The sequence below is a fragment of the Sorangium sp. So ce448 genome (assembly GCF_051520915.1).
GTDB lineage: Bacteria > Myxococcota_A > Polyangia > Polyangiales > Polyangiaceae > Sorangium > Sorangium cellulosum_B.
Genome location: NZ_CP150343.1, coordinates 9,103,845 through 9,128,459 on the forward strand (window position 1 = coordinate 9,103,845; position 24,615 = coordinate 9,128,459).

20 protein-coding genes are annotated in these 24,615 nt (G+C 73.4%); 9 read left to right on the top strand and 11 right to left on the bottom strand.

The window, feature by feature from the left end; translation table 11 throughout:
- Positions 1–32 precede the first annotated feature (32 nt).
- On the top strand, positions 33–1,310 hold the full coding sequence (locus WMF45_RS34450; RefSeq protein WP_437709572.1) for an aminotransferase class I/II-fold pyridoxal phosphate-dependent enzyme: 1,278 nt from the start codon (positions 33–35) through the stop codon (positions 1,308–1,310).
- 233 nt (positions 1,311–1,543) lie between these two features.
- Entirely contained in the window at positions 1,544–2,386 is an 843-nt protein-coding gene (locus WMF45_RS34455) for an SHOCT domain-containing protein (RefSeq protein WP_437709574.1), read from the top strand.
- 84 nt (positions 2,387–2,470) lie between these two features.
- Here WMF45_RS34455 and WMF45_RS34460 read toward each other — a convergent pair whose 3' ends face one another.
- The 4 genes from WMF45_RS34460 to WMF45_RS34475 form a co-directional block, all read right to left on the bottom strand.
- Positions 2,471–2,857 (bottom strand): VOC family protein, encoded by a 387-nt coding sequence (locus WMF45_RS34460; protein WP_437719606.1) that lies wholly within the window; start codon positions 2,855–2,857, stop codon positions 2,471–2,473.
- A gap of 241 nt (positions 2,858–3,098) precedes the next feature.
- Complete coding sequence (locus WMF45_RS34465; protein WP_437709576.1) at positions 3,099–3,662, bottom strand: TlpA family protein disulfide reductase; 564 nt, start codon at positions 3,660–3,662, stop codon at positions 3,099–3,101.
- On the bottom strand, positions 3,659–4,381 hold the full coding sequence (locus WMF45_RS34470; RefSeq protein WP_437294115.1) for a hypothetical protein: 723 nt from the start codon (positions 4,379–4,381) through the stop codon (positions 3,659–3,661). The genes WMF45_RS34465 and WMF45_RS34470 overlap by 4 nt, the downstream gene beginning before the upstream one ends.
- A 7-nt stretch (positions 4,382–4,388) precedes the next feature.
- Positions 4,389–4,727, bottom strand: coding sequence for a hypothetical protein (locus WMF45_RS34475; RefSeq protein WP_437709578.1), 339 nt, complete (start codon positions 4,725–4,727; stop codon positions 4,389–4,391).
- A 369-nt stretch (positions 4,728–5,096) separates the two neighbouring features.
- Between WMF45_RS34475 and WMF45_RS34480 the strand changes: the two genes are divergently transcribed.
- The gene (locus WMF45_RS34480) at positions 5,097–6,806 is read left to right on the top strand and encodes a hypothetical protein (protein WP_437709580.1); all 1,710 of its coding nucleotides are present in this window, start codon (positions 5,097–5,099) and stop codon (positions 6,804–6,806) included.
- A gap of 30 nt (positions 6,807–6,836) precedes the next feature.
- On the opposite strand, the gene WMF45_RS34485 is transcribed toward WMF45_RS34480, so the two are convergent.
- The 6 genes from WMF45_RS34485 to WMF45_RS34510 all read right to left on the bottom strand — a co-directional run bounded on the left by WMF45_RS34485 (position 6,837) and on the right by WMF45_RS34510 (position 15,940).
- Entirely contained in the window at positions 6,837–8,117 is a 1,281-nt protein-coding gene (locus WMF45_RS34485) for an aspartate kinase (RefSeq protein ID WP_437709582.1), read from the bottom strand.
- A gap of 102 nt (positions 8,118–8,219) precedes the next feature.
- Complete coding sequence (locus WMF45_RS34490; RefSeq protein ID WP_437709584.1) at positions 8,220–10,760, bottom strand: tetratricopeptide repeat protein; 2,541 nt, start codon at positions 10,758–10,760, stop codon at positions 8,220–8,222.
- 78 nt (positions 10,761–10,838) lie between these two features.
- Positions 10,839–11,432 (bottom strand): MlaC/ttg2D family ABC transporter substrate-binding protein, encoded by a 594-nt coding sequence (locus WMF45_RS34495; protein WP_437709586.1) that lies wholly within the window; start codon positions 11,430–11,432, stop codon positions 10,839–10,841.
- A gap of 365 nt (positions 11,433–11,797) precedes the next feature.
- Positions 11,798–13,261, bottom strand: a complete 1,464-nt coding sequence (locus WMF45_RS34500) for a sensor histidine kinase (RefSeq protein WP_437709588.1) — start codon at positions 13,259–13,261, stop codon at positions 11,798–11,800.
- Positions 13,261–14,478 (bottom strand): type II secretion system F family protein, encoded by a 1,218-nt coding sequence (locus WMF45_RS34505; protein WP_437709590.1) that lies wholly within the window; start codon positions 14,476–14,478, stop codon positions 13,261–13,263. The genes WMF45_RS34500 and WMF45_RS34505 overlap by 1 nt, the downstream gene beginning before the upstream one ends.
- Positions 14,479–15,064: 586 nt before the next feature.
- The gene (locus WMF45_RS34510) at positions 15,065–15,940 is read right to left on the bottom strand and encodes a protein-L-isoaspartate O-methyltransferase family protein (protein ID WP_437709592.1); all 876 of its coding nucleotides are present in this window, start codon (positions 15,938–15,940) and stop codon (positions 15,065–15,067) included.
- A gap of 140 nt (positions 15,941–16,080) precedes the next feature.
- Here WMF45_RS34510 and WMF45_RS34515 point away from each other — a divergent pair, with 140 nt between their 5' ends.
- From WMF45_RS34515 to WMF45_RS34525, 3 genes are all read left to right on the top strand, one after another.
- Complete coding sequence (locus WMF45_RS34515) at positions 16,081–17,223, top strand: serine hydrolase domain-containing protein (protein WP_437709594.1); 1,143 nt, start codon at positions 16,081–16,083, stop codon at positions 17,221–17,223.
- A 74-nt stretch (positions 17,224–17,297) separates the two neighbouring features.
- Positions 17,298–19,133 (top strand): AarF/UbiB family protein, encoded by a 1,836-nt coding sequence (locus WMF45_RS34520; protein WP_437709596.1) that lies wholly within the window; start codon positions 17,298–17,300, stop codon positions 19,131–19,133.
- 9 nt (positions 19,134–19,142) lie between these two features.
- Positions 19,143–19,664 carry a hypothetical protein gene (locus WMF45_RS34525; RefSeq protein ID WP_437709598.1) on the top strand — a complete coding sequence of 174 codons (522 nt, stop codon included), beginning with the start codon at positions 19,143–19,145 and terminating at the stop codon, positions 19,662–19,664.
- Positions 19,665–19,673: 9 nt separating this feature from the next.
- Here WMF45_RS34525 and WMF45_RS34530 read toward each other — a convergent pair whose 3' ends face one another.
- Positions 19,674–22,262: a protein kinase domain-containing protein gene (locus tag WMF45_RS34530; RefSeq protein ID WP_437709600.1), complete on the bottom strand. Its 2,589-nt coding sequence runs from the start codon at positions 22,260–22,262 to the stop codon at positions 19,674–19,676.
- 159 nt (positions 22,263–22,421) lie between these two features.
- Here WMF45_RS34530 and WMF45_RS34535 point away from each other — a divergent pair, with 159 nt between their 5' ends.
- From WMF45_RS34535 to WMF45_RS34545, 3 genes are read left to right on the top strand one after another with little or no spacing between them, the layout of a single operon-like run.
- Complete coding sequence (locus tag WMF45_RS34535) at positions 22,422–23,117, top strand: TIGR00266 family protein (RefSeq protein ID WP_437709602.1); 696 nt, start codon at positions 22,422–22,424, stop codon at positions 23,115–23,117.
- A gap of 20 nt (positions 23,118–23,137) precedes the next feature.
- Positions 23,138–23,806: a TIGR00266 family protein gene (locus tag WMF45_RS34540; RefSeq protein WP_437709604.1), complete on the top strand. Its 669-nt coding sequence runs from the start codon at positions 23,138–23,140 to the stop codon at positions 23,804–23,806.
- A 15-nt stretch (positions 23,807–23,821) separates the two neighbouring features.
- Positions 23,822–24,508, top strand: a complete 687-nt coding sequence (locus tag WMF45_RS34545) for a TIGR00266 family protein (protein WP_437709606.1) — start codon at positions 23,822–23,824, stop codon at positions 24,506–24,508.
- Positions 24,509–24,615 lie beyond the last annotated feature (107 nt).

The following is a 24,615-nucleotide window of genomic DNA, read 5'->3' on the forward strand; positions in this document are numbered from 1 at the left end:
CACGCGCGAAATTCTGCTAGATATCGCGCGCCATGACCGAACTGCGCTCGTTGTCTCCCGATGCTCTTGCCTCGCTCACCCGTGAGCTCGAGGCGCGTTTTGCGGCCTTTGAAGCCCGCGGCCTGAAGCTCGACATGACGCGCGGCAAGCCGTCGTCCGAGCAGCTCGATCTCGCGAACGGCATGCTCGCGCTGCCCGGCGCGGGCGACCTCATCGCCTCGGACGGCTCGGATACCCGCAACTACGGCGGCCTCGACGGTCTGCCCGAGATGAAAGCCATCTTCGCCGAGATGCTCGAGGTCCCCTCGGAGCAGGTCATCGTCGGCGGGAACAGCAGCCTGACGATGATGCACGACGCGGTGGTCCGCGCGCTCGTCCACGGCGTGCCCGACGGCAGCGGCCCCTGGGTCAAGCAGCCCAAGGTGAAGTTCCTGTGCCCGAGCCCCGGCTACGATCGTCACTTCGCGATCTGCGAGCACCACGGCATCGAGATGATCACGGTCGACCTGCGCGACGACGGTCCGGACATGGATCAGGTCGAGAAGCTCGTCGCCGAGGACGCGGCCATCAAGGGCATGTGGAGCGTGCCGAAGTACTCCAACCCCACCGGCACCACGTACAGCGCCGAGGTCGTGCGCCGGCTCGCGGCGATGAAGACGGCGGCCCCGGACTTCCGCCTCTTCTGGGACAACGCCTACGCGGTCCACGACCTCTACGCCGAGGGCGACAAGCTCGCGAACATCGTGCCGGCGTGCCAGTCCGCGGGCCACCCGAACCGGCCGATTGTCTTCGCCTCCACGTCGAAGATCTCGTTCGCCGGCAGCGGCGTCGCCGCCATGGCGTCGAGCCCCGCGAACGTGGCGGACGCGAAGAAGCACCTCGGCATCCAGACCATCGGTCCGGACAAGGTGAACCAGCTGCGGCACGTGCGGTTCTACAAGGATTACAAGGGCCTGCTGAGCCACATGCAGCGGCACGCCGAGCTCATGCGGCCCAAGTTCGAGGCGGTGACGACCACGTTCGAGCGCGAGCTCGGCGGAAAGGGCATCGCCACCTGGACCTCGCCGCGCGGCGGCTACTTCGTCAGCCTCGACACCCTCGACGGCTGTGCGAAGGAGGTGGTGCGCCTGGCCAACAAGGCGGGCGTGAAGCTGACCGGCGCCGGCGCGACGTACCCGTACGGCCGCGATCCTCGCGACCGCAACATCCGGGTCGCGCCCTCGATGCCGCCGCTGGAGCAGATCCGCGTCGCCATGGACGTCGTAGCGGTCTGTGTCCAGCTCGCGAGCGTCCGCAAGCTCGCTGGCTAGAGCGACGGTCACCCGCTTCGGATACGGGCCCACCTCGACGTTTTCGGTGCTCAGCGCACCGGAGTGCGCTTCCGCGCCGAAAACGCCGATCTGGGCCCGTCTCCTGTGCGGGAGACCGCCGCTCTGCTCCGCACGTAGAGGTGGGCGGAAACCGCTGTACGTCGTCGCTCGCCCGCATTGCGATCGACGCACCGCAGTGCAAGGGTGGGCGCTCCCTCTCGGAGCGCCTCACCATGCAGCAACTCACCCTCGAAGGTCAGCAGAGAGTTTCCGACCTGTCACAGCGCTATTTCGTCAGCACCGACGCGGTGATGACGCTGTTGCAGGCGCTCGTGAACGGCCATGGAACGATGGCGCAGTTCTACCACCCCGAGCTGGGCGGCGGCGGGCAGTGGATGCAGGGCGGCATGACCATGGTCGGGGACATGTTCAACAACGGTCTCAAGGCCAAGGTGGACGGCCTGTGCTCCGAGCTGTCCAGCCTGCTGGCCAACCAGCCGTTCGTTCCAGCGCCCCCGAGCTATCCATCGCAGGGCGGTCAGCAGCAGCAGCAGGGTGGCAGTGGAGGTTTTGGGGGATCGCCGGTCAGCCTGTTCGTCCCTGGATCGGGAGGGGGCTCGGGCAGCTGGTGGCCCGGGGAGCTCGGCGTGCCGAGCTCCAGCGGATCGCAGAACAACGTCCGATATGCCTACTTCCCCGGCGCGCGGCGCCTGGCCGTCGAGGTCAACGGGCGCGTCAGCGTCTATGACACGCTCGATCACCAGATCGGCGGTGTGTCGCAGCAGCAGGGGTCGGGGGCGTCGGTGACGTTCACCAGCCAGTACGGCGTCGTGAGCGTGCTGAGCTTGCCAATCATCTCCGGCGACCTCGCCGTGAAGCAGGCGCCGATCGCCCCGCCCGCTCCGGCGCAAGCGGCCGCGCCGGCGCAGGCGGACGCCGCCCTCCCCCGCCCTGCTCCGGCGCAGGAAGGGGATATCTTCGCCGCCATCGAGCGACTCGCCGATCTGCGGCAAAAGGGGTTCATCACCGAGCAGGAGTTCGCCGCGAAGAAGACAGAGCTCCTCGGCAGGCTCTGAGCACGAGCAAAGGACTGTCGCCGAGGGCGAGGAGGAGCGGGCGGCGAGCGCCGGAGAGGAGCGCTCGCCGTGCTCCGTCAGCCGTCACCCGCCGTGACAGACCGCTTCGATGTTGTGCCCATCGGGATCACGCACGAACGCGCCGTAGTAGCCCGGGTGGTACTGCGGCCGTAGCCCCGGCGGACCGTTGTCGACGCCTCCAGCAGCGAGCGCGGCCCGGTAAAACGCATCGACGTCGGCCCGCGTCTTCGCGACGAAGGCGACATGCAAGCCGCCCTGAAGCGGGGTTCCCGTGCCGATCCAGAAGTCCGGCTTCCCCTTGGGCCCCAATCCGGCGTGGCTGCCCGCCCCCCCGGTCATCTCCGGCGTGATCTCCATCACGAGCCCGTAGCCAAGGGGGGCCAGGGCCGCCAGATAGAAGGCCTTGCTCCGCTCATAATCCGAGACTGGAAAACCGATGTGGTCGATCATCATGCGCGCCATCATCGCCCAGACAGACGCGCGCCAGCTGAAGAAAAGGACTGCGCCTCTCCTCGCAGCGAGGCGCACCAGGCACGGCTGTACACAGCATTCCTATGGGCGACACGGAATTGCCATCTTCAGCAGGAACTCGGCACTGCGCACCACGGCCGCTCGCGCGCCAAACGCACCATCCATCCACACGCAGGCTTCTGCCCGGCGCCGCGGTGTTCGGCGGGCGGCGCTGCCTGGCCTACCGCGCGGGCCGCGCGCTCGCGCGCTCGAGGCCGCGGAGGACCTCCTCGAGCGCTTCCTGGGTGATGAGACCCACGTGCCGGAAGACCTCCCGGCCCCCTCCGTCGAGGACGACGACGCTCGGCACGTGGTGCAGCCCGGCGAAGGGCCCCTCTCCGGCGATCGTCGGGGCGTCCGCGAGCGCCACCGGGTACGGGAGCTTGAGCGTCGCGACGAAGGCCTCGACGAGCGGCCGGTTCTCGCTCGCCTCGAGGACCAGGAGCGCCGCGTTGACGCGCGGCGTGTGATCGCGGAACAGCCCCGCGAGGAACCGCGCCTCCGCCTGAGACGCCACATCGTAGGTCGCGACGAAGCCGATCACGCTGAACCTGCCCGAGAGCGACCCGGTCGAGAGCTCGCGCCCGTCGAGGGTCTCGTACGAGAAGCTCCGCACCGGGCCGGGCGCCGGGGCCGCCGCGGCGACCGGCGGCCCCGCCGCTGGCTCCCGGACGGCGTCGCCGCCCCCACCGCAGCCGATCGCGAGCAGCAAGAGAGGCGTGCAGACCGGCGCGAGCGGCCTCATGGCAGCGGATCACCCTCCAGGTGGGCGTCGAAGAGATCAGCGCAGAGCTGCAGCGAGGGTGGGAGCTCGGCGCCCTTGCGCCGCTGCGCCAGGACGGCATGGCACAGCTCCTCGATGACCAGCTTGATCGGCGTGGCCTCGAGCTGCGCGCCGTCGAGCAGGATCCCCGGACCCGGGGCGTCCTCCGCGCGGACGATGGGATCGTGCCGCGCCCAGGCGATGCCATCCTCGGGGAGATAGCGACACCAGAGCACCCGCACGAAGCGCAGGTAGAGCGGCGTCACCAGCGCCACCACGCGATCACCCCCCGCGGCGACGCCGCGCAGCGCGAAGCCGCCCGCCGGGCGCGGTGCGTGCTCCCCCCCCTCGATCGCGACCTCGATCCGCTCGCGGCGCCCGGCGTCGCTCTCGACCGAAAGGAGCGGCGCATAGATCGCCACCGCAGGCACCTGCAGCTTGGGCGCGTCTTCCGCGAGGACGTCGAGCCACGCCTCGCGCGCCTCGGGGCCGAGCTCCCCGTACACGTGGGCCGCGGCGATGGCCGCCTCGGCGTCGGTCGCGAGCGCGGCGAGCCACTCCCGCCAGGCAGCGAGGATGCGCGGGTCGAGCAGCGCGCCCGACGACGCGGGCAGGCCCTGCGCCGCGCCGTCGGGCGCGGCGGCGTCCAGCGAGGGCTCCTGGACGAGATCGACCGAGCTCGGGTCGCGGCGCTCCGTCATGCCACCCTCAGCGCAGCGCGTCGCGGCGACGCGCCCCGACGTCGCGCTCCAGATCGCACAGGAGCTCGGCGAACTCGTCGCCCCGTCCGAGCGGCGCCGCGAGCGTGATCTCTCCGCCGCGATCCGCGAACAGGAGCGCGACGCCGTCGCTCGCCTCGACGATGCTCTTCACGAACACGACGTCCGCTGGATGGACCAGGACGTGCTGCACCAGCATCCCGGCGCTCGCATCCGCGATGGAGAGGGGGCCGCGCGCGGGCCCGAGCTGCTCCGCGGCCCCCGAGGGCTGCCCGCCGGCCGGAGACGCAGACGCGACTCGCCTGGAATTGCTGTCGTTCCGGCCCATGGACGGCGGAGCTAAGCACCGCTCGCCGGAGGGATCCAGCGGGCACACCCGGCGGGGATGGCCAGCCCCCTCGCCGCGTCAAGATGCCGCGTCCCTCCCTCGATCCGCGGGCCCCGTGGCGTTCTCGATCCCGCCAAAGCGGCGCGAGATCGTCGGGCCGCTCACCTTCACCCCTCTTGATTCGCACGGGCGGCTCGCCGGCGGCGTCGTCGGGAGGCGACAGGCCGCGGGCCCGAACAAGACGAGAGCCGACGGGAGCCGACGAGAGCCACCGCCGCGAGCCGGGGCAGGCGGGCTCTGGGGCCCACGGAGCGCTCGAGGATCGCCGCGCGGGGCGAAAGCGCCGCGAGGGGCGCTACACTCCCGCCGATGTCAGCCTCACGAGCCTGCAGCGAGCGAATGGAGGAGCGCCGCGAGACGTGCCCGGCGCCGCAGCCGAAGACCGCCGTCGACGACGACGAGCGCGAGCACGACGAGCACGACGAGCACGACGAGAACGACGGCAAGCTGATCGACCTGCCGCCGCTCGGGCACGACGAGGAAGAAGGGGGCGACGAGGGCTTCGACGACCTCCTGCAGACGCTCGACGACGCGGAGCAAGGGCTCGACGACGCGAACGCGAGCGACCTCGAGATCGGCGTCGAGCTCGCCGTGGACGACGGCGGGACCGGGGAGGACGAGCCCGCGGAAGAAGGCGTCGACGTCGGGGCGCTCCACGAGGGGATCGCGGAGGCCGACGCGAGCACGTGGCTGTCCGATGAGGCCGTCGAGCAGAGCGACGCCGAGCAGGACGATCTCGACGATCACGGCGGGGCGCACGGCGACGACGGCGGCGCGGAAGGGACGGGAGAGGACCCGGCGGACGACGTGGACGAGGGGGAGCTGCCGGCGCTCGACGCGGACCAGGAGGGCGCGTACGAGGGCGAAGATCTGCTCGCTGAGCTGCCCGATCTCCCCGACGACCAGGCCCCCGTCTGGGATGCGCTGCCCTGGGTCGTCGTCGAGGACGCAGGCGCCGCCGTCCCGTGCAGCACGCTCGCGGTGGCCGGCGGCTACGTCGTCGCGGGCAGCGCCGGCGCAGAGCCCGGGCTGACGAGCGAGCCCGCCGCGCGATCGGGAGGTCGCCCGCGCCGCGCGGAGCGGGCGAGCGGCGAGCGCGGCGCCATGCTCGTCGTCGACGCGGGGGCGCTCTCCGCGCGCCGCGCCGGCATCGACACGTCGGCGTCCTCGATCGCGCTGTCGGACAGCGCGATCCTCATCGCCACGCGCCGCGGCAACCTGCTGCTGAGCGACGACCGGGGGAAGAGCGCGAGCACGCTCGGCGCGTGGGGCTCGGGCGGCGCGCCGGTGACGCTCGCGACGACGCCGGGGCGCCTGTGGGTGCTGGCCGGCAAGACGCTGTGGTCGCCCGCGGCGGGCGCGGTCGTGTCGCCGCCGGAGACCGGCTCCGCCGTGACCGCGGGCTCGCCCCGCCGCGACGGCGCGCCGTCTCCATCGAAGGGCGCGCTCTCCCTGTCGCCCGGGCCCGCGCTGCGGGACGGCGTGCTCCGGATGAGCGCGAGCGAGGGGGTGATCGTCGCGCTCACGAGTGCGGGCGAAGGACCGCAGCTCGAGCGGCTCCGCGGCGACGACGAAGGCTCGCCGGTCGTGCCGCTGTCGGGGGCGGCGCGGCGCGCGGCCGAGGCCGACGACTGCAGGCTCGCAGCGGCGGCCGGCGGGCGCTCGATCGCGATCTCCGGCGCCGGGCTCCTCTGCGTGTCGCGCAACGGCGGCGAGACCTTCCGCGTGCTGGAGGGGCTCGCGGTGGTCGTCGCCCTCGCCTTCGCGGGCGACCACAAGACCTCGCCGCTGCTCGCGCTCGTCGCGCGCGAGGGCGAGCGCCGTGCGCAGCTGGTCCACGTGCCGTCGAACGCCGCCCCGACGCTCGTCGCCGAGCTCGGGGCGACGCGCCCCGGCGCCCCCGAGGAGGAGGCCGCGTCGATCGGACCGGCGGCGATCGCCTGGGACGCGTCGCGCGAGATCGTGTGGGTCGCGTGCTGGGCGGGGCTCGTCGCGCTCACGCGACAGAGAAAGCACTGACGGTCGTCCTCCGCCTCGCGCGCGGCGCGCTCAGCCGCCGACGAACGACGCGTGCAGCAGGCGCTGCGCGGCCGCGACGTCCGCGGCGTCGACGAGGGCGCCGAGGCGCAGGGGGCCCGCGACCGTGAACCGAGGCGCGATGCCGGCGCGCCCGAGGACCTCCACGAAGCGCGCGAGCGGCTCCGCCGTCGCGGAGAGCCCGTCGCCGACGACGCTCACCGCCGCGAGCCCCTCGACGAGCTCGAGCGACGGCAGCAGCGCGGCGAGCTTTCGCCTGGCCCCCTGCCACTCGGGCACGTTGAGGAGCGGGATCACGAACGCGCCGCCGCCGTGACCGAAGGAGAGATCCCGGAAGCCCAGCCCGAGCTCGCCCGCCACGCGGAGGACCTCGTCGAGCCGGAGCCCGCCGTCCGCCCGCGCGAGCACGACGTTGCCCTCGGCGACGATCGCGCGCGCCGCGAGCTCCTTCGGCGCCGAGCCCGGCGCGAACCGGCGCACCACCGTCTCCCGCGCGCCGGGGCCGGTATCGAAGGTCGACCGCGCGACCAGGGCCACGCCGGAGCGCCGCGCCCACTCGACCGCCTGAGCGCAGACGACCTTCGCGCCGCACTCGGCCATCTCCTGGAGGACCGCGCAGTCGAGCTCGGGCAGGTGACGGGCGTCCGGGACGACCCGCGGGTCGGCCGAGTACACGCCGTCGACGTCGCTGTAGATCTCGCAGCGCTCGGCGCCCAGCGCCGCCGCGAGCGCCACGGCCGTGGTGTCGGAGCCCCCGCGGCCGAGCGTCGTGATCTCGCGGCGGTAGCTCATCCCCTGGTAGCCGGCGACGATCACGATGCGGCCGCGCGCGAGCTCGTCCTCGATGCGGAACGGGCGGACCTCGATGATGCGCGCGTCGAAATGGCGATCGTTCGTGAGGATGCCGGACTGGGAGCCCGTGAACGAGATCGCCTCGAAGCCCCGGGCCTGGATGGCGATCGAGAGGAGCGCCATCGAGACGCGCTCGCCGGTCGAGAGCAGCATGTCGAGCTCGCGCCGGGGAGGATCCGCGGCCGCGCTCGCCGCCTGCCGGGCGAGCGCGAGCAGGCCGTCGGTGGTCTTGCCCATCGCGCTGACCACGACGACGACGTCGTTACCGGCGCGCCTCGCGGCGACGACGCGCTCGGCGACCTTGCCGATCCTGTCGACGTCGGCGACCGATGAGCCGCCGTACTTCTGCACGATGATCGGACGGCCCGCCTTCGCGGGCGACGCGCCCGGCTCGCACGGCGAGCCCTCCTGCTGGGCGCGGTTCGACGGCTGCTCGGCCATGCTGCACCTCCAAGCGCTGCGCGCGCTGCGCAAGAGCTCGGGCTATCACGGGCGCAGTACGCGGGCCAAGCGCGCGGCGACGCGCGGGAAGCGAGGAAGCGCTCAGGCGAGCTCGCTCTGGAGCAGCATCTCGTAGAGCTCCGCCTCCGAGTCGCGCCCCTCGGCCCGCGCCCGAGCAGCGAGCCGCGCGAGCACGTCGCGCCGGCGCGGCGCGACCTCCAGGCGGACGGCGTCGTCCCCCTCCTCCATCCGCGCCGAGAGCAGGGCGAGGAGATCGAGATCGCGACCGAGCCGATCGAGCACGTCGGCGAGCGCCATCGCCACCCCCTGGTCGGCGGGATCGGCGCGGAGCCGATCGGCCAGCCGCTCGGCCAGGAGCTCGTCGTCGACGCCGAACACGCGGGCCAGCGGCACCTGCCCCTCCGCCAGCGTGACGCTGCTGGGGATGGGCGCCGTGAGGTCGGTCGACGTGTCGGTCCCATCGAGCGTGGGCATCTCGTCGATGGTCCCGGGGTCGATCGGCGCGGCCTTGGGCGGGGAGGCCGGCGCGCGGGGGACAGGGGGAGGCTTGTTCGGCGCCGGCGCGATCACCACGGGCTCGGGCGGGATCGTGCGCCGGCGCGGGGCGGCGACGTGGACCTCGATCCGCTGCTCGGCGCGGGGCCGCTGGACCGGGCCAGGCGGCGCCGCCGGGGCAGGCGCGACCGGCGGCGCGATCTCGCCCGAGACGCGGCGGAACGCGGCGGTGATGCCCGGATCGCGCGGCCGGAGGCGCAGCGCGAGGCCCAGCTGTCGCTGCGCCGCGAGGAGATCCCCCCGGGTTCGCTCCTCGATCTCGGCGGCCTCGGCGAGCAGGGCCGCGACGGCGGCGGCGCCGTCGCCGAACGGCGCTCCCCTCGCGCGAGCGGGGCCCGCGTCGTCCGCGCGGCCCTGGAGGGCGAGCTCCACCGCGTCGCGCAGCCGCCCGAGCGCGACCGACGCTCCCCCGAGATCGCCGAGCGCGGCGCACCAGCGGCCCTCGAGCAGCCGCGCCTCCAGCGCCTCCGGCACGCCGGGCGGGACGCTCCGCACGCGCGCGATCGCCGCCGGGAGATCCCCCGCGATCTCCGCGAGGCCGCGGCCGAGCTCCAGATCGAGCGCGCAGGCGGGCGCGCCGCTGCGCGCGGCGAGGGCGCGCGCCCGGGCGAGGAGGTCGAGCGCGCGCCTCCCCTCCCCCGCCGCCCGCAGCGAGCGCGCGAGGCCCGCGACCACGTCGGGGCTCTCCGGCGCGTAGCGGAGCGCCCGCTCGAAGAGCACCCGCGCGTCGGCGACGTCGCCCCGCGCGAGGAACGCCTCCGCGGCCCTGCGAGACACGGCGTGGCGCGCCTCGGGGCCGCGCGCGGAGGCCTCGAGGTGCTCGGCGTCCGCGAGCGCGCCGCGCACGTCGGCGACGTCGAGCCGCGCGTGGAATCGCGCCCACCGCAGCGCCTCGATCCCGGGCGCGCGCGCCACGCCGAGGTTCAGCGCGTCGAGGCGCACGTCGACGGCGTCCGCGAGCGCCGCCGCGCGCAGCCACGCGAGCGCGGCGAGCGGGCCGTAGGGCTCCGCGTGCGCGGCGCGCGCGAGCGCGGAGAACGCGCCGTCGTGATCGCCGACCGCCTCGAGGAGCGCGCCGCCGAGGAGGCCGGCGTCCACGGCGGGCATGGCGTCGACGACGGTCGAGAGCGCCCCCTCGGCGCGCTCGCCGATCACGAGGTCGAGCCAGGCGAGGCGCGAGGAGATCTCGGGGTGCCTCGGGGCGCGCTCCAGCGCGGCGAGGTAGGCGCGCCGCGCCTCGTCGAGCCCGCCCGCGAACGCGAGCTCGTCGGCGGCGCCCGCGAGCTCGGCCGCCTCGAGCGCCCTGAGCGCGCGGTCGCCCAGCGCGGGAGGCGCCGCGCCGAGCGCGCCCTCGGCGCGGAAGCGGCCCGCCTCCGCGGTGACCACGGCCCACTGCACCCCCTCCACCGCGGGCGCCCTCGCGCCCGCCGCGGGCAGCAGCAGGCGGACGATCCGCTCGACCGCGGCGTCCAGAACGATCGCGCCCTCGACGAGGCGCCCGTGCGCGCCCGCCATCATCGAGAGCGCCTGCAGCGCGAGCGCGTGCGGCGGGGCGGCGAGCCCGATGCCGCGGGCGCGCTCCGGCAGGAGCCTCAGCGCGCGCTCCCCCGGGGCCACGGCGACGTCGAACGCGAGCGCCGTCTCGCCGGATCGCAGCGCCACCAGCGCGCCGTCCTCGATGGGCGCGATGATGAGCTGCGGCGCGCCGTCGCCGAGGAGGCCGCGGAGCCGCGGCGCGGCCCAGCCGGCGAGCTCGGTCCCCTGCGCCTCTACGGAGAGCCGGACGAGCTGGCCACGCCGGTGCCGGAAGCGCGCCACGCCGCCGGAGAGGTCGACGGGGAACCGGATCCCGGCGAGCCGCACCACGAGCTCGGTGACGCGGAGCGGACCGAGCGCGAACGGCTCCCCGAGCTCGATGGCGAGCGCGCCCTTGCTGACGGCGAGCCGGAGGACAGGACGGTCGTCGGGCGGGCGCGGGGCCGCGCCGCCGCCGGGCGCGAGCGCGCGGATCGACGGCGCAAGGCCCAGCGCGCGCGCCGGCCGGCCGCGCCTCTGTCCAGCAGCCATACCCGCCAAGGGTATCAACCCGGCGGCATTTCAGGCGAGTTCACGGCGATCGCGCCGGACGAGGCGCGGCGGGGCGGGTCAGACGTCGCCCTTGGCGAGCTTGTCCTTCATTTTCTGGAGGAGCGCCGGGAACCCATCCTTCTTGATGATCTTCGTGAACTGGGCGCGGTAGCTCCCCACCAGGCTGACGCCCTCGGTGACGATGTCCTGCACGCGCCAGACGCCGCCCTTCTCGGAGAGCTTGAAGGCGATCTCGACCGGCTCCTCGCGCGCGTCCTTCCTGGAGACGGCCTTGGTCTTGACCGTGACGGCGCTGCCGCTCGCCGTCTCGCTGAGGTACTCGACGTTGAAGTCGAGCGTCTTCCTCAGGTTGCGCTCGTAGGCCTTGCGCACGAGCTGCTTGAGGAGCTCGCTGAACTGCTGCTTCTCGGCGTCCGTCCGCGCGGCCCACTCGCTGCCCAGCGAGGCCTCCGCCAGCGCCGAGTAATCGAGCATCTCGTCGAAGACCGCGCCCACCTTCTTCTGGTTCTCGCCTCCCCCCTTCTTCAGGAGGTCGAACAGGGCCGTCTGCTTGGCCTTGACGACGTCCGTCGCCGTCCCGGCGCTGGCGAGGCCCACCGGGCCGAGCGTGAGCGCGAGCAGCGAGAACGTCGCCGCGAAGAGATGGTTCATCCTGCGTGTCACGTATGGTTCTCCTTCTGTGCCTGCGGGCAGCGAGCGCGCCTGGGGAGGCTTCTACTGCTCACCCTGGCCCTACGCAAACGGCCTGCCAGGTCGGACGCAGGGCCCGGCGGCCCGGCGACGTCCGGCCCCTGCTCTCCATGAACACCGCGAAAAGAGACAGCAATCCGGCTGCACTGGCCCGCTCCCCAGGGGCAGACGACCGCCTCGGCGGCCTATTCACGCGCGGCGGCGGGCTCGGCCGCAATCTCTCGGCTGGGCGCCCGGAGAAGCTCGTGCGCGGCGCAGCGGGGCGTGAACGGAGCGCCACGCGTCCGATGTGACGATGCATCGACCGCGGCCGCGCGGGCTCCGCGTCAGCCCGCCGGGCGCGATCGTGGGGAGAGCTCCGCGGCGACGGCGAGGCGCTCCGCGCCGCCGGACTCCGTCGGCCGGTCCGGGACCCTCACCCGGAACGCGGTGCCCTCGCCCTCGCGGCTGTCCACCTCGATCGCGAAGCCGTGATCGTCGAGGATCCGCTTCACCACGGCCAGGCCGATGCCCATGCCGTGCGTGCGGGTCGTGAAGAACGCGTCGAAGAGGCGATCGCGGGCGCCCGCGGGGATGCCTCGCCCCTGGTCGCGGATCTCCAGGAGCCAGGCGCCCGGGTCGCGCCAGAGGCGCACGGTCACGACCGCGCCCGCGGAGCTCGCCTGGATCGCGTTCCGCACGAGGTTCCAGACGACCTGGCGCATCTGGGCCGCGTCGGCGGTCACCGGCGCGGACGCCGGCCCGTCGAAGCGCACCTCGACGTCGCTGCCGCGGCCCGAGCGCCCCGCGAGCACGACGACGTCGCGGGCCGTCGCCGAGAGGTCCACGCCCTCGAGCGTGGGCACCCGCGGGCGCGACAGATCGAGCATGTCGCCCACGAGGTCGTTCAGGCGCGCGGTCTCGCGCTCGATGATCTCGCAGAGCTTGCGGTCCTCGTCGGAGAGCGTCCCGCCCGTGCGGAGGAGCTCGATGGATCCCGCGATCGAGCCGAGCGGGTTCCTGATCTCGTGGGCCAGCCCGGCGGCGAGGCGGCCCAGCGCCGCGAGCCGCTCGGCCTGCTCCGCCCGCGCGGTGGCCTGCACGAGCCGGCCGCCCGTCGCGCGCAGCCGCTCCGCCAGGTAGCTCGCGAGCAGCGTGACCACCACGATCGCGAGCAGGTTGACGAACATGGGGTACCGCAGCTCGCCCCACTGCGTCGCGTACGCCCCGGCCGGCTGATCCGGCGGCACCCCGAGGAGGTGCAGCCCGAGCGCCGCGCACAGGACGAGGTACGCCGCCGCCCCCGACGCCGCGGCGACGATGGCGCCGGGGAGCCCGAGGAGGATCGCCCCCGTGAGGCAGGTGAGGCCGTAGAGCGACGTCGCGCCGCTCGAGGCCCCGCCGGTGATGTACACGAGCGCGGTCCAGGTGATCTGATCGGTCACGAGCTGCGCGCGCGCGATCGCCCGGAGGGCGCGGTTCATGCGCAGGAACACGGCGTAGATGCCGGAGACGCCGTATGCGGCGGCGACCGTGACCAGCGCGACGTTGCTGGAGAAGCTCCCGGGGGTGAAGCCGCCGAGGTACACCGCCGCGGTCACGACGAGGAAGACGGTGAGCACCGCGAGGCGCAGCGCGATGAGCCAGGTGAGCCGGCTCGCGAGCGGCGCCTCGGCGCCGCCGGGAGCGCCGGACGGGAGCAGCATCGCCGGCGCCGAGGCGCGGGGGTCGCGCGACGGCGCGGCCTCGGCGTGATCTCGCGGCGCCCCGGCCTCGCCGCCCGGGCTCGCCGGGGAGGCCGCGGGCGACATCACTCCGCCTTGATCTTGCCGGCGAGATCGAAGATCGGCAGGTACATCGAGATGAGCACGACGCCCACCATGCCGCCGACGAGCACCATGAGGAGCGGCTCGAGCAGCGACGTCAGCGCGGCGACGGCGACGTCGACCTCCTCTTCATAGAAGTCGGCGATCTTGTTGAGCATCGTGTCGAGGGCGCCGGTCTGCTCGCCGACCGCGACCATCTGCACGACCATGCCAGGGAAGACCTGCATCTCGCCGAGCGGCTCGGCCATGTTCTTCCCTTCGGAGATCTTCTGGCGGGAGTACATGAGGCCCTCCTCCACGACGACGTTGCCGGCCGTCTTCGCGACGATGTCGAGCGCGTCGAGGATCGGCACGCCCGAGCCGAGCAGGGTGCCGAGCGTGCGCGAGAACCGCGCGACGGCGATCTTCTGCATGACCGGGCCGATGATGGGGAGCCTGAGGATGAGGCGGTGCACCATCCGCTTGCCGGACGGCGAGCGGTAGAAGTAGGTCGCGCCGAAGACCGCGGCCCCGGTCAGGACCACGATGAGCGGGAGGTAGGTGACGAACGTCTTCGAGACCGCGATGACGATCTTCGTGAGCTGCGGGAGCGCGTCCTTCGCGCCGAACTCCGCGAACATCGTCTCGAAGGACGGGATGACGAACGACATCAGCACGACCATGACGACGACCATGATCACGATGACGGCGATCGGGTACGCGAGCGCGCCCCGCACCTGACGCGCGAGCTTCACGCGCTTCTCGATGTAGATCGCGAGCCGGTTCAGGATGCTGTCGAGGATGCCGCCCACCTCGCCGGCCTGGACGAGGTTGACGAACAGGTCGTCGAAGATCTTCGGGTGGCGCCGGAGCGCGTCGCTGAACGTGGCGCCCTGCTCGACCGTGTTCTTGATGTCCTTCAGCGCCGCCTGGAAGACCTTGTTCGGCTCCTGGTTCGCCAGGATCTCGAGGCACTGGACCAGCGGGAGGCCCGCGTCGATCATCGTCGCGAACTGGCGGATGAACTTGACGAGGTCCTTCGGCTCGACGCCCGAGCCGAAGCTCAGGCTGAGGCTGAGCTGAGCCCCCTTCTTCTTGACGCGGGTGGGGTTGAGCTGCTGAGCGCGGAGGCGGTTCTGCACCGCCGCCTCGTTCTCGGCCTCCATGGTGCCCTTCCGGATCTCTCCGGTGCGGCCGCGCGCCTCCCAAACGAACTCCGCCATAGTGCTCCCGGTCTTCTCCCTGGTCCACGACGGGCAGAGCCGACGCGCCGGGGCGGCCCCGCCTCGGGGACGCCAGGATAAAGTTCCCGGAGGTCCAGGGTCAAAGACGGCGGGGCGTTCTCTGATCCGGCAGGGGGGGTGGTGGGGGGCGGTGCGACGGGACGGGGGATCGGAGGACGGGGAAGGAAGAGAGGGAGAGGGCGCCACGCCGAGCAGCACGCGCCGGCGGGGGCCTCCGCGCGGCGGGGGCGGGCGGGCGCTCGGCCATCCGCCAAGACCGGAGCGAGAGAGCTTGCGCTGAGAACACCGCCCGGCATGTCTCCCTTCGGGCCATGCCACCTGGAACGTTCCGTCGCGCGCCACACAAGGCGCGCCTGAGACGCCGCGCCCCCTGACACCGGATGGTACCTCGGTCGGTGCTCGCCGCGCCCACCCGCCCCCGCCGCGCGGAGACCCCCGCCGGCGCTCACCTCGATCCAGCCCTGCCGCTTCCATCAGATCGCGATGGGCCTGAGCCCGGATCGCAACCGCTCGCACACGGACACGACCGGACGGCGAAGGCGTCGGTGCGCGGCCGCTGCGAGAGCTAGCTGCGCCCGCGCTCCGCCACGTAGCGGACCGCGCCGTGCACCTCGCGGAGGAGCGCGCCCTGCCGGCGCTCGACGCGCACGAGCTCCTGGTGGCCCTCCCACGCGCCGACCGGCGCGACAAGGACACCCCCGTCGCTCAGCTGCGCCTCGAGCGCCGTGGGAGGCTCGGTCAGCGCGTACGTCACCGCGACCTTCCAGGGCCGCTCCGACGACGGCGTCCGCTCGTCCGCGAGCACGCGCTCGGCGAGCGAGCGCCCGTCGCCGCACAGCAGCGTGACGCCCGCGCCCTCGTCGAACGGCGCGGCGGCGCTGGCGGCGAGCGCCTCGCCGCCCTCCCGGCGATCCGGCCGCGCGCCGAGCAACCGCACCGCGCGCGCGTGCAGCACAGGGTCGATCTCGATCGAGGCGACGTGCCCTGTCGGGCCCACGATGCGCCGCGCGAGCGCCGCCCCGTAGCCGGTGCCCGTGCCGAGCTCGAGCAGGCGATCGCCCGGCCCGAGATCGAGCAGGCTGTACGTGAGCAGGTACGCGTGCGGCGCGCTCACGGTCGCGTGACCCGCGCGGTCGAGCGGGAGCGGGGTGTCGTCCGCCGACGCGGCGAGATCCTCCGGCAGGACGAAGCGCTCGCGCGGCACGAGCAGGATCGCGTCCAGGTAGTGGGCGAGGAACTCGAAGCGGCGCGCGAGCTCGGCCACGAGCGGCGCCCGCGCGACGCGGCCGGCCTCGGCGAGCTCGACGTCGCACGCGATGGCCGCGTCGAGCCGCTCGGGGACCGGCTCCCAGCGATCGGGCCGGCGATCGTCGTACCTCGCCGCGAGCGCGGCGAGCGGCGCGACGGCGGCGCGTATTTCGGTGCCCACGGGAGAAGCCACGGGGAGATCCTGAAGCAGGACCGCCGGTGCGGCTCGATCTTTCAGGGAACACGCCGCGATTGTCCACGCGTCGCCCGGCTCATCCGTCCGGCCGCCAGAGCTCGTTTGACACGGGCGCCCCGCCCTCCTCATCCTCGGCCATGACCCCCGTCGATCTCACGCCGATCGCAGCGCTCGCGATCGAAGCGCACCGCGCGGCGCCGTGCGCGTGCGTCGCCGCAGCCGTGCGCACGCGAGACAACGTCCGGTACGGAGCGGGCGCCGCTGGACGCCTGTGGCAGGAAGACAGCCCGCCGGCCGGCGCCCGCGGCGCGACGCCGGCCGCGGCGACGGGCGACGCGATCTTCGATCTGGCGTCGGTGACGAAGCCGTTCACCGCGCTCGCGTTCGCCCGGCTCGCCCGCGCCGGCAAGCTGAGGTTCGACGAGCCGCTCGGGCAGGTGCTGCCGGAGCTCGCCGGCACGCGATCGGCGCGCGTGCCGCTCGAGCTCCTCGCCGCCCACCGCGCCGGGCTCGAGGCGCACCGCCCGCTCCATCCGCCCGGCGACGACGCGCCGATCGATCCCCTCGGCGCGCTGCTCGACTGCGCGAACGGGCGCCGCGCGGAGTGCGAGGGCGATCCGCCCGCCGGCGGGTTCCCGCCGGTGTACAGCGACCTCGGGTACCTGCTGCTCGGCGCCGCTGTCGCTCGGCGCGGCGAGGCCGAGCTCGACGACGTCGTCGCGCGGGAGGTGACGGGGCCGCTCGGGCTCGCGGTCGCGCCGGTCCGCGCGCTCCGGCGGCGCGATCCGCGGTTCGACGAGCGCGTCGTCCCCACCGAGGACGTCGCGTTCCGCGGGGGCGTGCTCCGCGGCGCGGTGCACGACGACAACGCCTGGACGATCGCGCGCGACGGGATGGCCGGGCACGCGGGCCTCTTCGGCGACGCCATGTCGGTGGCGCGGCTCGGGGTCGCGCTGCTCGAGGCGCTCGCGGGCGAGCGCCCGGAGTGGCTCTCGCGCGACGAGGTAGAGCGGCTGATCGCGCCGCGCCCGGGCGGGTCGCTGCGCGCCGGGTTCGACGGCAGGAGCGGCGAGAGGCCGAGCTCCGGCGCGCGCTTCGGCCCGCAGACCTTCGGCCACCTCGGCTTCACCGGGACGAGCCTCTGGATCGATCCGGAAGCGGAGCTCGTCGGCGTGCTGCTCACGAACCGCGTCCACCCGACGCGCGCCTCCGACGCGATCCGTCGCGCGCGGCCCGCCGTCTATGACGCGATCGCGGAGGCCATGGCGCGGGCGCGATGACGCGAGGGAGGATGGCGCGCCGCATCGCTCCCGCGTTTTCGCGGGCCGGCGCGGAGCGATGCTAGGCTGCCGCGGTGTCACACGGCGCCGTCCCCGAAGAGCTGGGCCCGTCCTCCGGGCTGGTTCGCTCGCCCGCAGAGCCGCCGCGCGCGGACGGCGCGCCGAGGCCTCCCGACGCGGGCCACGCCCCGCCGCCCGGATCCGCCAGGGCGCCGCGGCGCGCGCAGACCCCCGCCGCGAGGCCGAGCTCGCTCCGCCAGAACGCCGCGCAGAGCGGGCGCTTCGTCCGCGCGTACCTGACGACGTTCACGGTCATCGCGAGCTACCTCTGGTTCTTCTTCCTCCGCCGCCTCTTCGGAGAGACGTGGGCGAACAACCGCGTGGACGAGGTCCACGCGAAGAACGCCCGCCGCATCGAGCGCACGATCGTCGAGCTCCAGGGGCTCTTCATCAAGGTCGGCCAGATGCTCAGCATCATGGCGAACTTCCTCCCCGCGACCCTGCGCGCGGGGCTCGAGGGGCTGCAGGACCAGGTGCCGCCGCGCCCCTACGAGGAGATCGAGGCGCGCATCGCCGAGGAGCTCGGGCGCCCCATCGGCGAGGTCTTCGCCCGCTTCCACAGGGAGCCGCTCGCGAGCGCGTCGCTCGGCCAGGTGCACGAGGCGTGGCTCATGGACGGCACGCGCGTGGCCGTGAAGGTGCAGCACCGCGACATCGACGAGATCGTCCGCCTCGACCTGCGCACCATCCGCCGCATCATGGCGATCGTCGCGCAGTTCGTCCCCGTGCAGGGGCTCGACGCCTACTACCACCAGATCCGCTCGATGATCCTGGAGGAGCTCGACTTCGTGCGCGAGGCCAGGAACATCGTGCGCATCGCCGACAACTTCGCGAAGCAGCCGCAGGTCCGGTTCCCCCGGCCCATCGACGCCTACTGCACGCGCCGGGTGATGACGACGACGTTCGTCGAGGGGATCAAGGTGGGCGACGTCGCGGCGCTCGACGCGCACGGCGTCGATCGCAAGGCGCTCGCCCGGCAGATCGTGCAGGTCTTCTGCCAGCAGATCTTCATCGACGGCGTCTACCACGCGGATCCGCACCCGGGGAACATGCTGGTCGGGCCGGGAGGGGAGCTCGTCCTGCTCGACTTCGGCGCGGTCGCCGAGCTCTCCCAGGAGATGCGCGAGGGCATCCCCGAGTTCCTCGAGGCGGTGATCCGCCGCGACACGGAGGGGATCATCAAGGCGCTGCGCAAGATGCGCTTCTTCTCGCGGCGGGACGCCGTCGACGTCAGCGAGAAGGTCGTCGAGTTCTTCCACCAGCGCTTCCAGGACGAGGTGAAGCTCGAGTCGTTCAACCTGAAGGACATCAAGCTCGACCCGCAGAAGGGCATCGAGAGCCTGATCGACCTCCGGCGCATGAACATCGGGCTGAAGGAGCTCTCCGGCGCGTTCCACGTGCCGCGCGACTTCGTGCTGCTCGAGCGCACCCTCCTCCTCTTGACCGGCGTCTGCACGCAGCTCGATCCGGACCTGAACCCGATGGACGTCGTGCGCCCCTACCTGCAGGACTTCGTCCTCGGCAGCCGCGACTGGGCCCAGATCGCCCTCGAGGCGGCGAAGGACATGGGGATCAAGGCGCTGACGATCCCGGACGACCTGCGCAAGTACCTCACGCGCGCCAACCGCGGCGAGGCCGAGGTGAAGATCCGCGGCCTCGCGCAGGCCGCGTCGCTCGTCTATACGGGGGTGCGCCAGCTCATCTACGCGGCGCTCGCGATCGGCGCCGGCTTCGCGGGGTTACAGCTGCACCTGGCTGGCCAGGCGGCGCTCGCGCGCTATTGCCTCTACGGCGCCGCTGCGGCCGGCGCGCTGCTCGCAGGGAGCCTCCTGTTCACGAACCGAGGGTGACGACACGCCATGAGCTCGATCGATCTTTCCCAGTACGAGGCCGACGTCGCGGCCGCCGAGGCCGAGGTGACGCGGATCAGGGAGGAGAACGCGGAGCTCGCCGAAAAGTACCGCGGCGTTCCCGCGGAGGACGCGCGCGAGATCCTCCGCCGCGGCGCGGCGTCGCTCGCCGCCGCGCGCGACCGCTGCGAGGCGGCGCGCGTCGCGCTGAAGCTCGCGCAGACGACCGGCTCGCCCCACGGGCTGCTCACGAAGGACGGGGTCGTCGCGGGCTCGGTGGCCGTCACCATCCCCGCCGGCTCGTCGAGCGGCGAGCGGGCCCGCCTCGTCGAGGAGGCGCTCTCGGCCGAGCTCACCGTCGTCGCGCGCGACCTCGGCGTGGTGCTCGCCGCGCCCGCCGATCGCTACACGCGGGAGCGCCCCGGGCGCGACGCGGAGGGGCGCACCATCCTGGACGTCTCCGGCCACGTGGAGGGCGATCTGCTGATGCCCGCCGTCTCCAAGGCGGCCAAGAACGCGCGCAGGAGCTGAGCGCGGCGCTCAGCCCCTGAACGCGGCGATGATCGCGGCGGCCCGCTCCTCGACGCGCGCGCGGAGCGGGGCGAAGCGCGCGTCCGAACGCGCGCGGTCGAGCACCGTGCAGCGCTGCATCCAGAAGGCGTCGAAGAGCCCTGCGTCCACCGCGCCGGCGAGCACGCGGAAGAGCGCGTCGTCGTCGCCGAGGAAGGCGAGGATCTCGGCGTACATCTGGAAGAAGAGCGGGCGCAGCCGGCTGCCCGGCTCGGAGCTGTCCGACTTCGCGCTCAGGAACGCCCGCTGCTCGTCCGAGAGCCGCGACGTCGCGAGCACGTCGCGGTAGATGCGCGCGTACTGGATCGGGATGGTCTCCATCGCGAGCGGCAGATCGTCGATGGGGAACGCGGCGCCGCGCCACAGCCCGAAGCGGGCGCGCATCACCGCCTTGTGAAAGCGGCTCGACGGGTCCTCCGCCGGCAGGTCGAGCAGCACGCCGGCCGCCGGCCAGTCGCCGAGCAGCGCGCGGCCGCGCGCCAGCTCCCAGCGCGGGAACGGCTCGCTCGGATCGAGCGCCAGCGCCGTGTCGAGCCGGAACATCGCCTCGTCGACGAGCCCCGCCTCGAGGAGGATGCGGCCGAGCAGCTCGTGCGCCTTGGCAAGGCTCGGCGCGCACTGGAGCGCCTTGCGCAGCGCCGGGACGGCGCCGACCGGATCACCCGCGCTGAAGCGGACCGTGGCGAGGGCCACCCACGGCTCGCCGAGCGCGGGGGCCAGCGCGATCGCCCGCTCGGCGGCCTGCTGCGCCTTCGCGAACTGCGCCGCGCCTTCACCCCGCGCGCCCATCAGGCGCGCGAAGGCGATCGCGTAACCGGACAGGATGCTCGGATCGTTCGGGGAGAACGACAGCGCCTCCTCGAACAGCGCCACGGCCGGCGCGGCGTCCCCGTACCAGAGGCGCCGCATCTGGTGGCGCGCGCGCAGGTAGAGATCGATCGCGCGCGGGTCGCTCGGCGACTCGCGCTCGCGGCTGGCGGCGTCGACGGTGAGCGCCGCGGCGATCGCGCCCGCCGCGTCGTCGCTCACGGTGAGCAGCGCCTCGGGCGAGCTGTCGAACCGCTTCGCCCAGAGCTGGAACCCGTCCTCGACGCCGATGACGCGCACGGTGACGCGCACGCCGCCAGGAGGCATGCGCGACGCCGGCCGCGAGTACGGCGCGGGGGGCTGCGAGCGCGGCCCGTCCGGCGCGTAGCCGCCGCCGCCGGTGCGTCGGATCGACCCCTCGACGACGACCTGCACGCCGAGCTCGCGGCCGACATCCCTGGGATCGCGGCCGTCGAGCCGCACCCGGGAGACCGCTGCGCGCGGCCGGACCTTGAGGCCGGCGGTCATCGACAGGGTGTCGGTGAGGTCCTCGGTGAAGCCGTCGGCGAGGTACTCGTCGTCCGGCGCGCCGACGTTGCGGAACGGGAGCACGGCGACCGTCTTCAGCGACGACGTCGGCGTCGGCGCGGGCGTGAGCACGGGCGCGGGCGCCGCCAGCGTGGGCGAGTTGAGCCGCCGCTGCGGCGCCGTCACCGCCTCGACCGGCGACGCGGCGACGCGGGTCGGGTTCTGCTCGATCGGCTGCGGCGCCGTCGGCGCGGCCGTGGCGGAGGACGCGGCGATCGCGGACACGAGCGACTGCGCCGGCTGCGGGGCGATCGACAGGCGCGAGCGCGCGAGCAGCAGCGCGCGGTGGGCCTCGGCCGCGCTGGCGTAGCGGTCTTCACGGCGGATCGCCATGCACCGGAGGACGACGTCCGCGACGGCGAGCGGCACGTCCGGACGGACGGAGCGCGGATCGGGCGGCGGGGACTTGAGCCTGGACATGGCGGCCGCGATCGCGCCGGCACCCGGCCACGCGCGCCGGTGGGTGAGGCACTCGAAGAGGATCATGCCGAGCGCGTAGATGTCGGTGCGGGCGTCGAGGTCGGGCTCGCCGGTCAGCTGCTCCGGCGACATGTACGCGGGGGAGCCGAGCACGAAGCCCTGCGACTCGGCGGCGCTCGGCCCGGACGAGGTGCGCGCGATGCCGAAATCGGTGATCACGACGCGCCCGTTCCTGTCGACGAGCACGTTCTCGGGCTTGAGGTCGCGGTGCACGATGCCCGCCGCGTGCGCGGCGCCGAGCCCGTCGCAGAGCGAGCAGCCGATGCCGATGGCCTGCTGCGACGGCATCGGGCCCGTCCGCGCGAGAACGCTGTGCAGCGACTCGCCCTCGACGCACTCCATCGTGAGGAACTTCTCGCCGTCGTGGTCGCCGAAGTCGAACGTCCGCGCCACGTTCCTGTGCGTGACGCGGCGCGCGAGCTTCACCTCTTGCCGGAAGCGCTCGAGCATGCCGGCCGAGTCAGCGAGATCACGGCGGAGCATCTTGAGGGCGACCACCTCGTCGAGCTCCACGTCGCGGACGCGGTACACGCTGCCCATGCCGCCGGTGCCGAGCAGGCCGAGGATCTCGTAGCGCCCGGCGATGCGCTGAGGCGCCGCGACGAAGCCGGACCCATGGCTCGGCTCGCTGCGCGGCTCCGTGCGGGGCGTCGGCTCGGAGGCCGTAAGTCGCCTGTCGCTCACCCGCTCAGTCTACCCATGCTGAAGGGGAGAAGTCAGCGCGAGCGAACCACCGGACAGAAAACATGAAATTCGCCGCGTCCTGCTCACCTCGACATACCTTCTTCCCGCTTCCGCTCCCCGCGTCGCTCCGTTATATGTACGCGCTCCGCGGGTGGACGAATGCAGCATCACACCAAGCATGAGCCGTCGTCCTCTCTGCTGGAGGTGAGCCTCGATCCGGGCGAGGCGCTGCTCGCGGAGGCGGGCGCGATGGTCGCGCGGTCGCCGAGCCTGCGGACGGAGGTCCGGCTCAACGCGGGCCGCGGGGCCGGGCTCCTCGGGCGGCTCAAGGCGTTCTTCGTCGCGCTGCTCCGCAAGCTCGCGGGGGGCGAGACGTTCTTCGTCAACCGGATCGAGGCGCCGGAGGGCGGGTGGGTGTGGCTCGCCCCGCCGCTCAGCGGCGGCATCCAGCACGTCCGCCTCCAAGGAGAGACGGTGCTCTTCGGCGCGGGCTCGTACCTCGCGAGCGCGGGCGACGTCGACGTCAAGGTGCGCTGGGGTGGGCTGCGCGCCATCCTCGCGCGGGAGGGCGTCTTCTTCATCGAGGCCTCCGGCGTCGGGGATCTCTGGATCACGAGCTACGGGGCGATCGAGGAGCTCCTGTGCGACGGCTCGCTCGTCGTGGACAGCGGGCACCTCGTCGGGTTCGACGCGTCGCTCGCGCTCAAGATCAGGAGCCCTGGCGGCGGGCTCATGGGCTTCATGGTCTCTGGCGAAGGCGTTGTGTGCGAGCTCTCGGGCCGCGGCCGCGTGCTGATCCAGTCGCGCAGCGCCGGCGCGCTCGTGGGGTGGCTCGCGCCGCTGCTCCCGCCCTGAGGGAGCGGCGGAGACGTCCGATGCAGGTGAATCTCCTCTACCGTCCCTCCCAGGCCCTCGCGCAGTGCTGGCTCGACCCGGGCGAGCGCGTGTTCGCCGAGAGCGGCGCGCTCGTGGGCATGTCGACGAACGTGCGCGTGGAGACGCAGTCGGGCGGCCTCATGTCGGGCTTGAAGCGGATGCTGGCCGGAGAGTCCTTCTACAGGAACGCGTTCGCCGCGGAGGGCGGGCGCGGAGAGGTGCTGTTCGCGACACCGCTGTCCGGGGACATGGCCGTGCTCGAGGTGGGTGACCGGCAATGGTGCGTCCAGAGCAGCGCCTATGTCGCGTCCAGCCCCGATGTCGAGGTGAGGACGCGCTCGTCCGGCCTGCGCGGCGTCTTCTCGGGGGCGGGGCTCTTCGCGCTGGAGACGGCGGGGCAGGGCCAGATGATCATCGGCGCGTTCGGCGCGCTCGAGGAGCTCGAGGTGAGAGGCCACGTCGTCATCGACACGGGGCACATCGCAGCGTGGGAGTCGACGCTCGCCTGCCGGATCGGCAAGAGCACGTCGACGTGGCTCGGCACGTGGCTCTCGGGCGAGGGCCTCGTCTGCCACGTCGAGGGGAACGGCAGCCTGTGGGTCCAGTCGCGCAACGCCGGCAGGTACGGCGCGGCGATCGGCGCGCGGCTCGCCCCGCGGCAGCCCTAGAGATCGGGGGACGGCGTGCGCGACGAGATCCGAGGCAACCCCGAGTTCGGCGTGCTCCACGTGACCTTCGAGCACGCCGGCGAGCAGATCGTCGCGGAGAGCGGCGCGATGGTCGCGCGCGACGCGGCCGTCGACATGAAGACCAGCCTGCAGGGCGGGCTCGCCAGCGCGCTCAAGCGCAGGATGACGGCCGGAGAGAGCCTCTTCCAGAGCACCTTCACGGCGACGGCGCCCATGCAGTCGATGCGGCTCGCGCCGGCCCCCGAGGGCTCGATCGAGCGCCTCGTGCTGCGCTCGGGCATGGAGGTGTTCCTCCAGTCGGGCGCCTATCTCGCCTCCACGCCCGGCATCACGCTCGACACGACGTGGCAGGGGGCCAAGGGCTTCTTCGCCGGCGGCCTGTCGTTGCTCAGGGCGTACGGCGAAGGGCTGATCTGGTTCTCGAGCTACGGCGGTATCCACGCGATCGACGTCGGTCGCCAGCACGAGGGATATCTCTGCGACAACACCCATCTGCTCGCGTTCACCGAGGGCCTGAGGTACCAGGTGCGCAAGCTGGCCGGCCTGAAGGGCCTGTTCCTGTCCGGCGAGGGGCTCGTCTGCGAGTTCCGCGGGCACGGGAGGCTCTGGCTGCAGACCCGGAACCCGGGAGCGCTCTCGGCGTTCCTCCATCCGTTCCGGCCCGTGGGCGGCGGCCACTAGCGCTGCCCGCCGGCGGTCCGGCCAGGCCTTCCGGGATCGCCGCGCCGGCGGGCGGCCTGCCTGGCCCGCCCGGTGCTTGCCCGGCGCGCGCGACGATCCGAGACGCG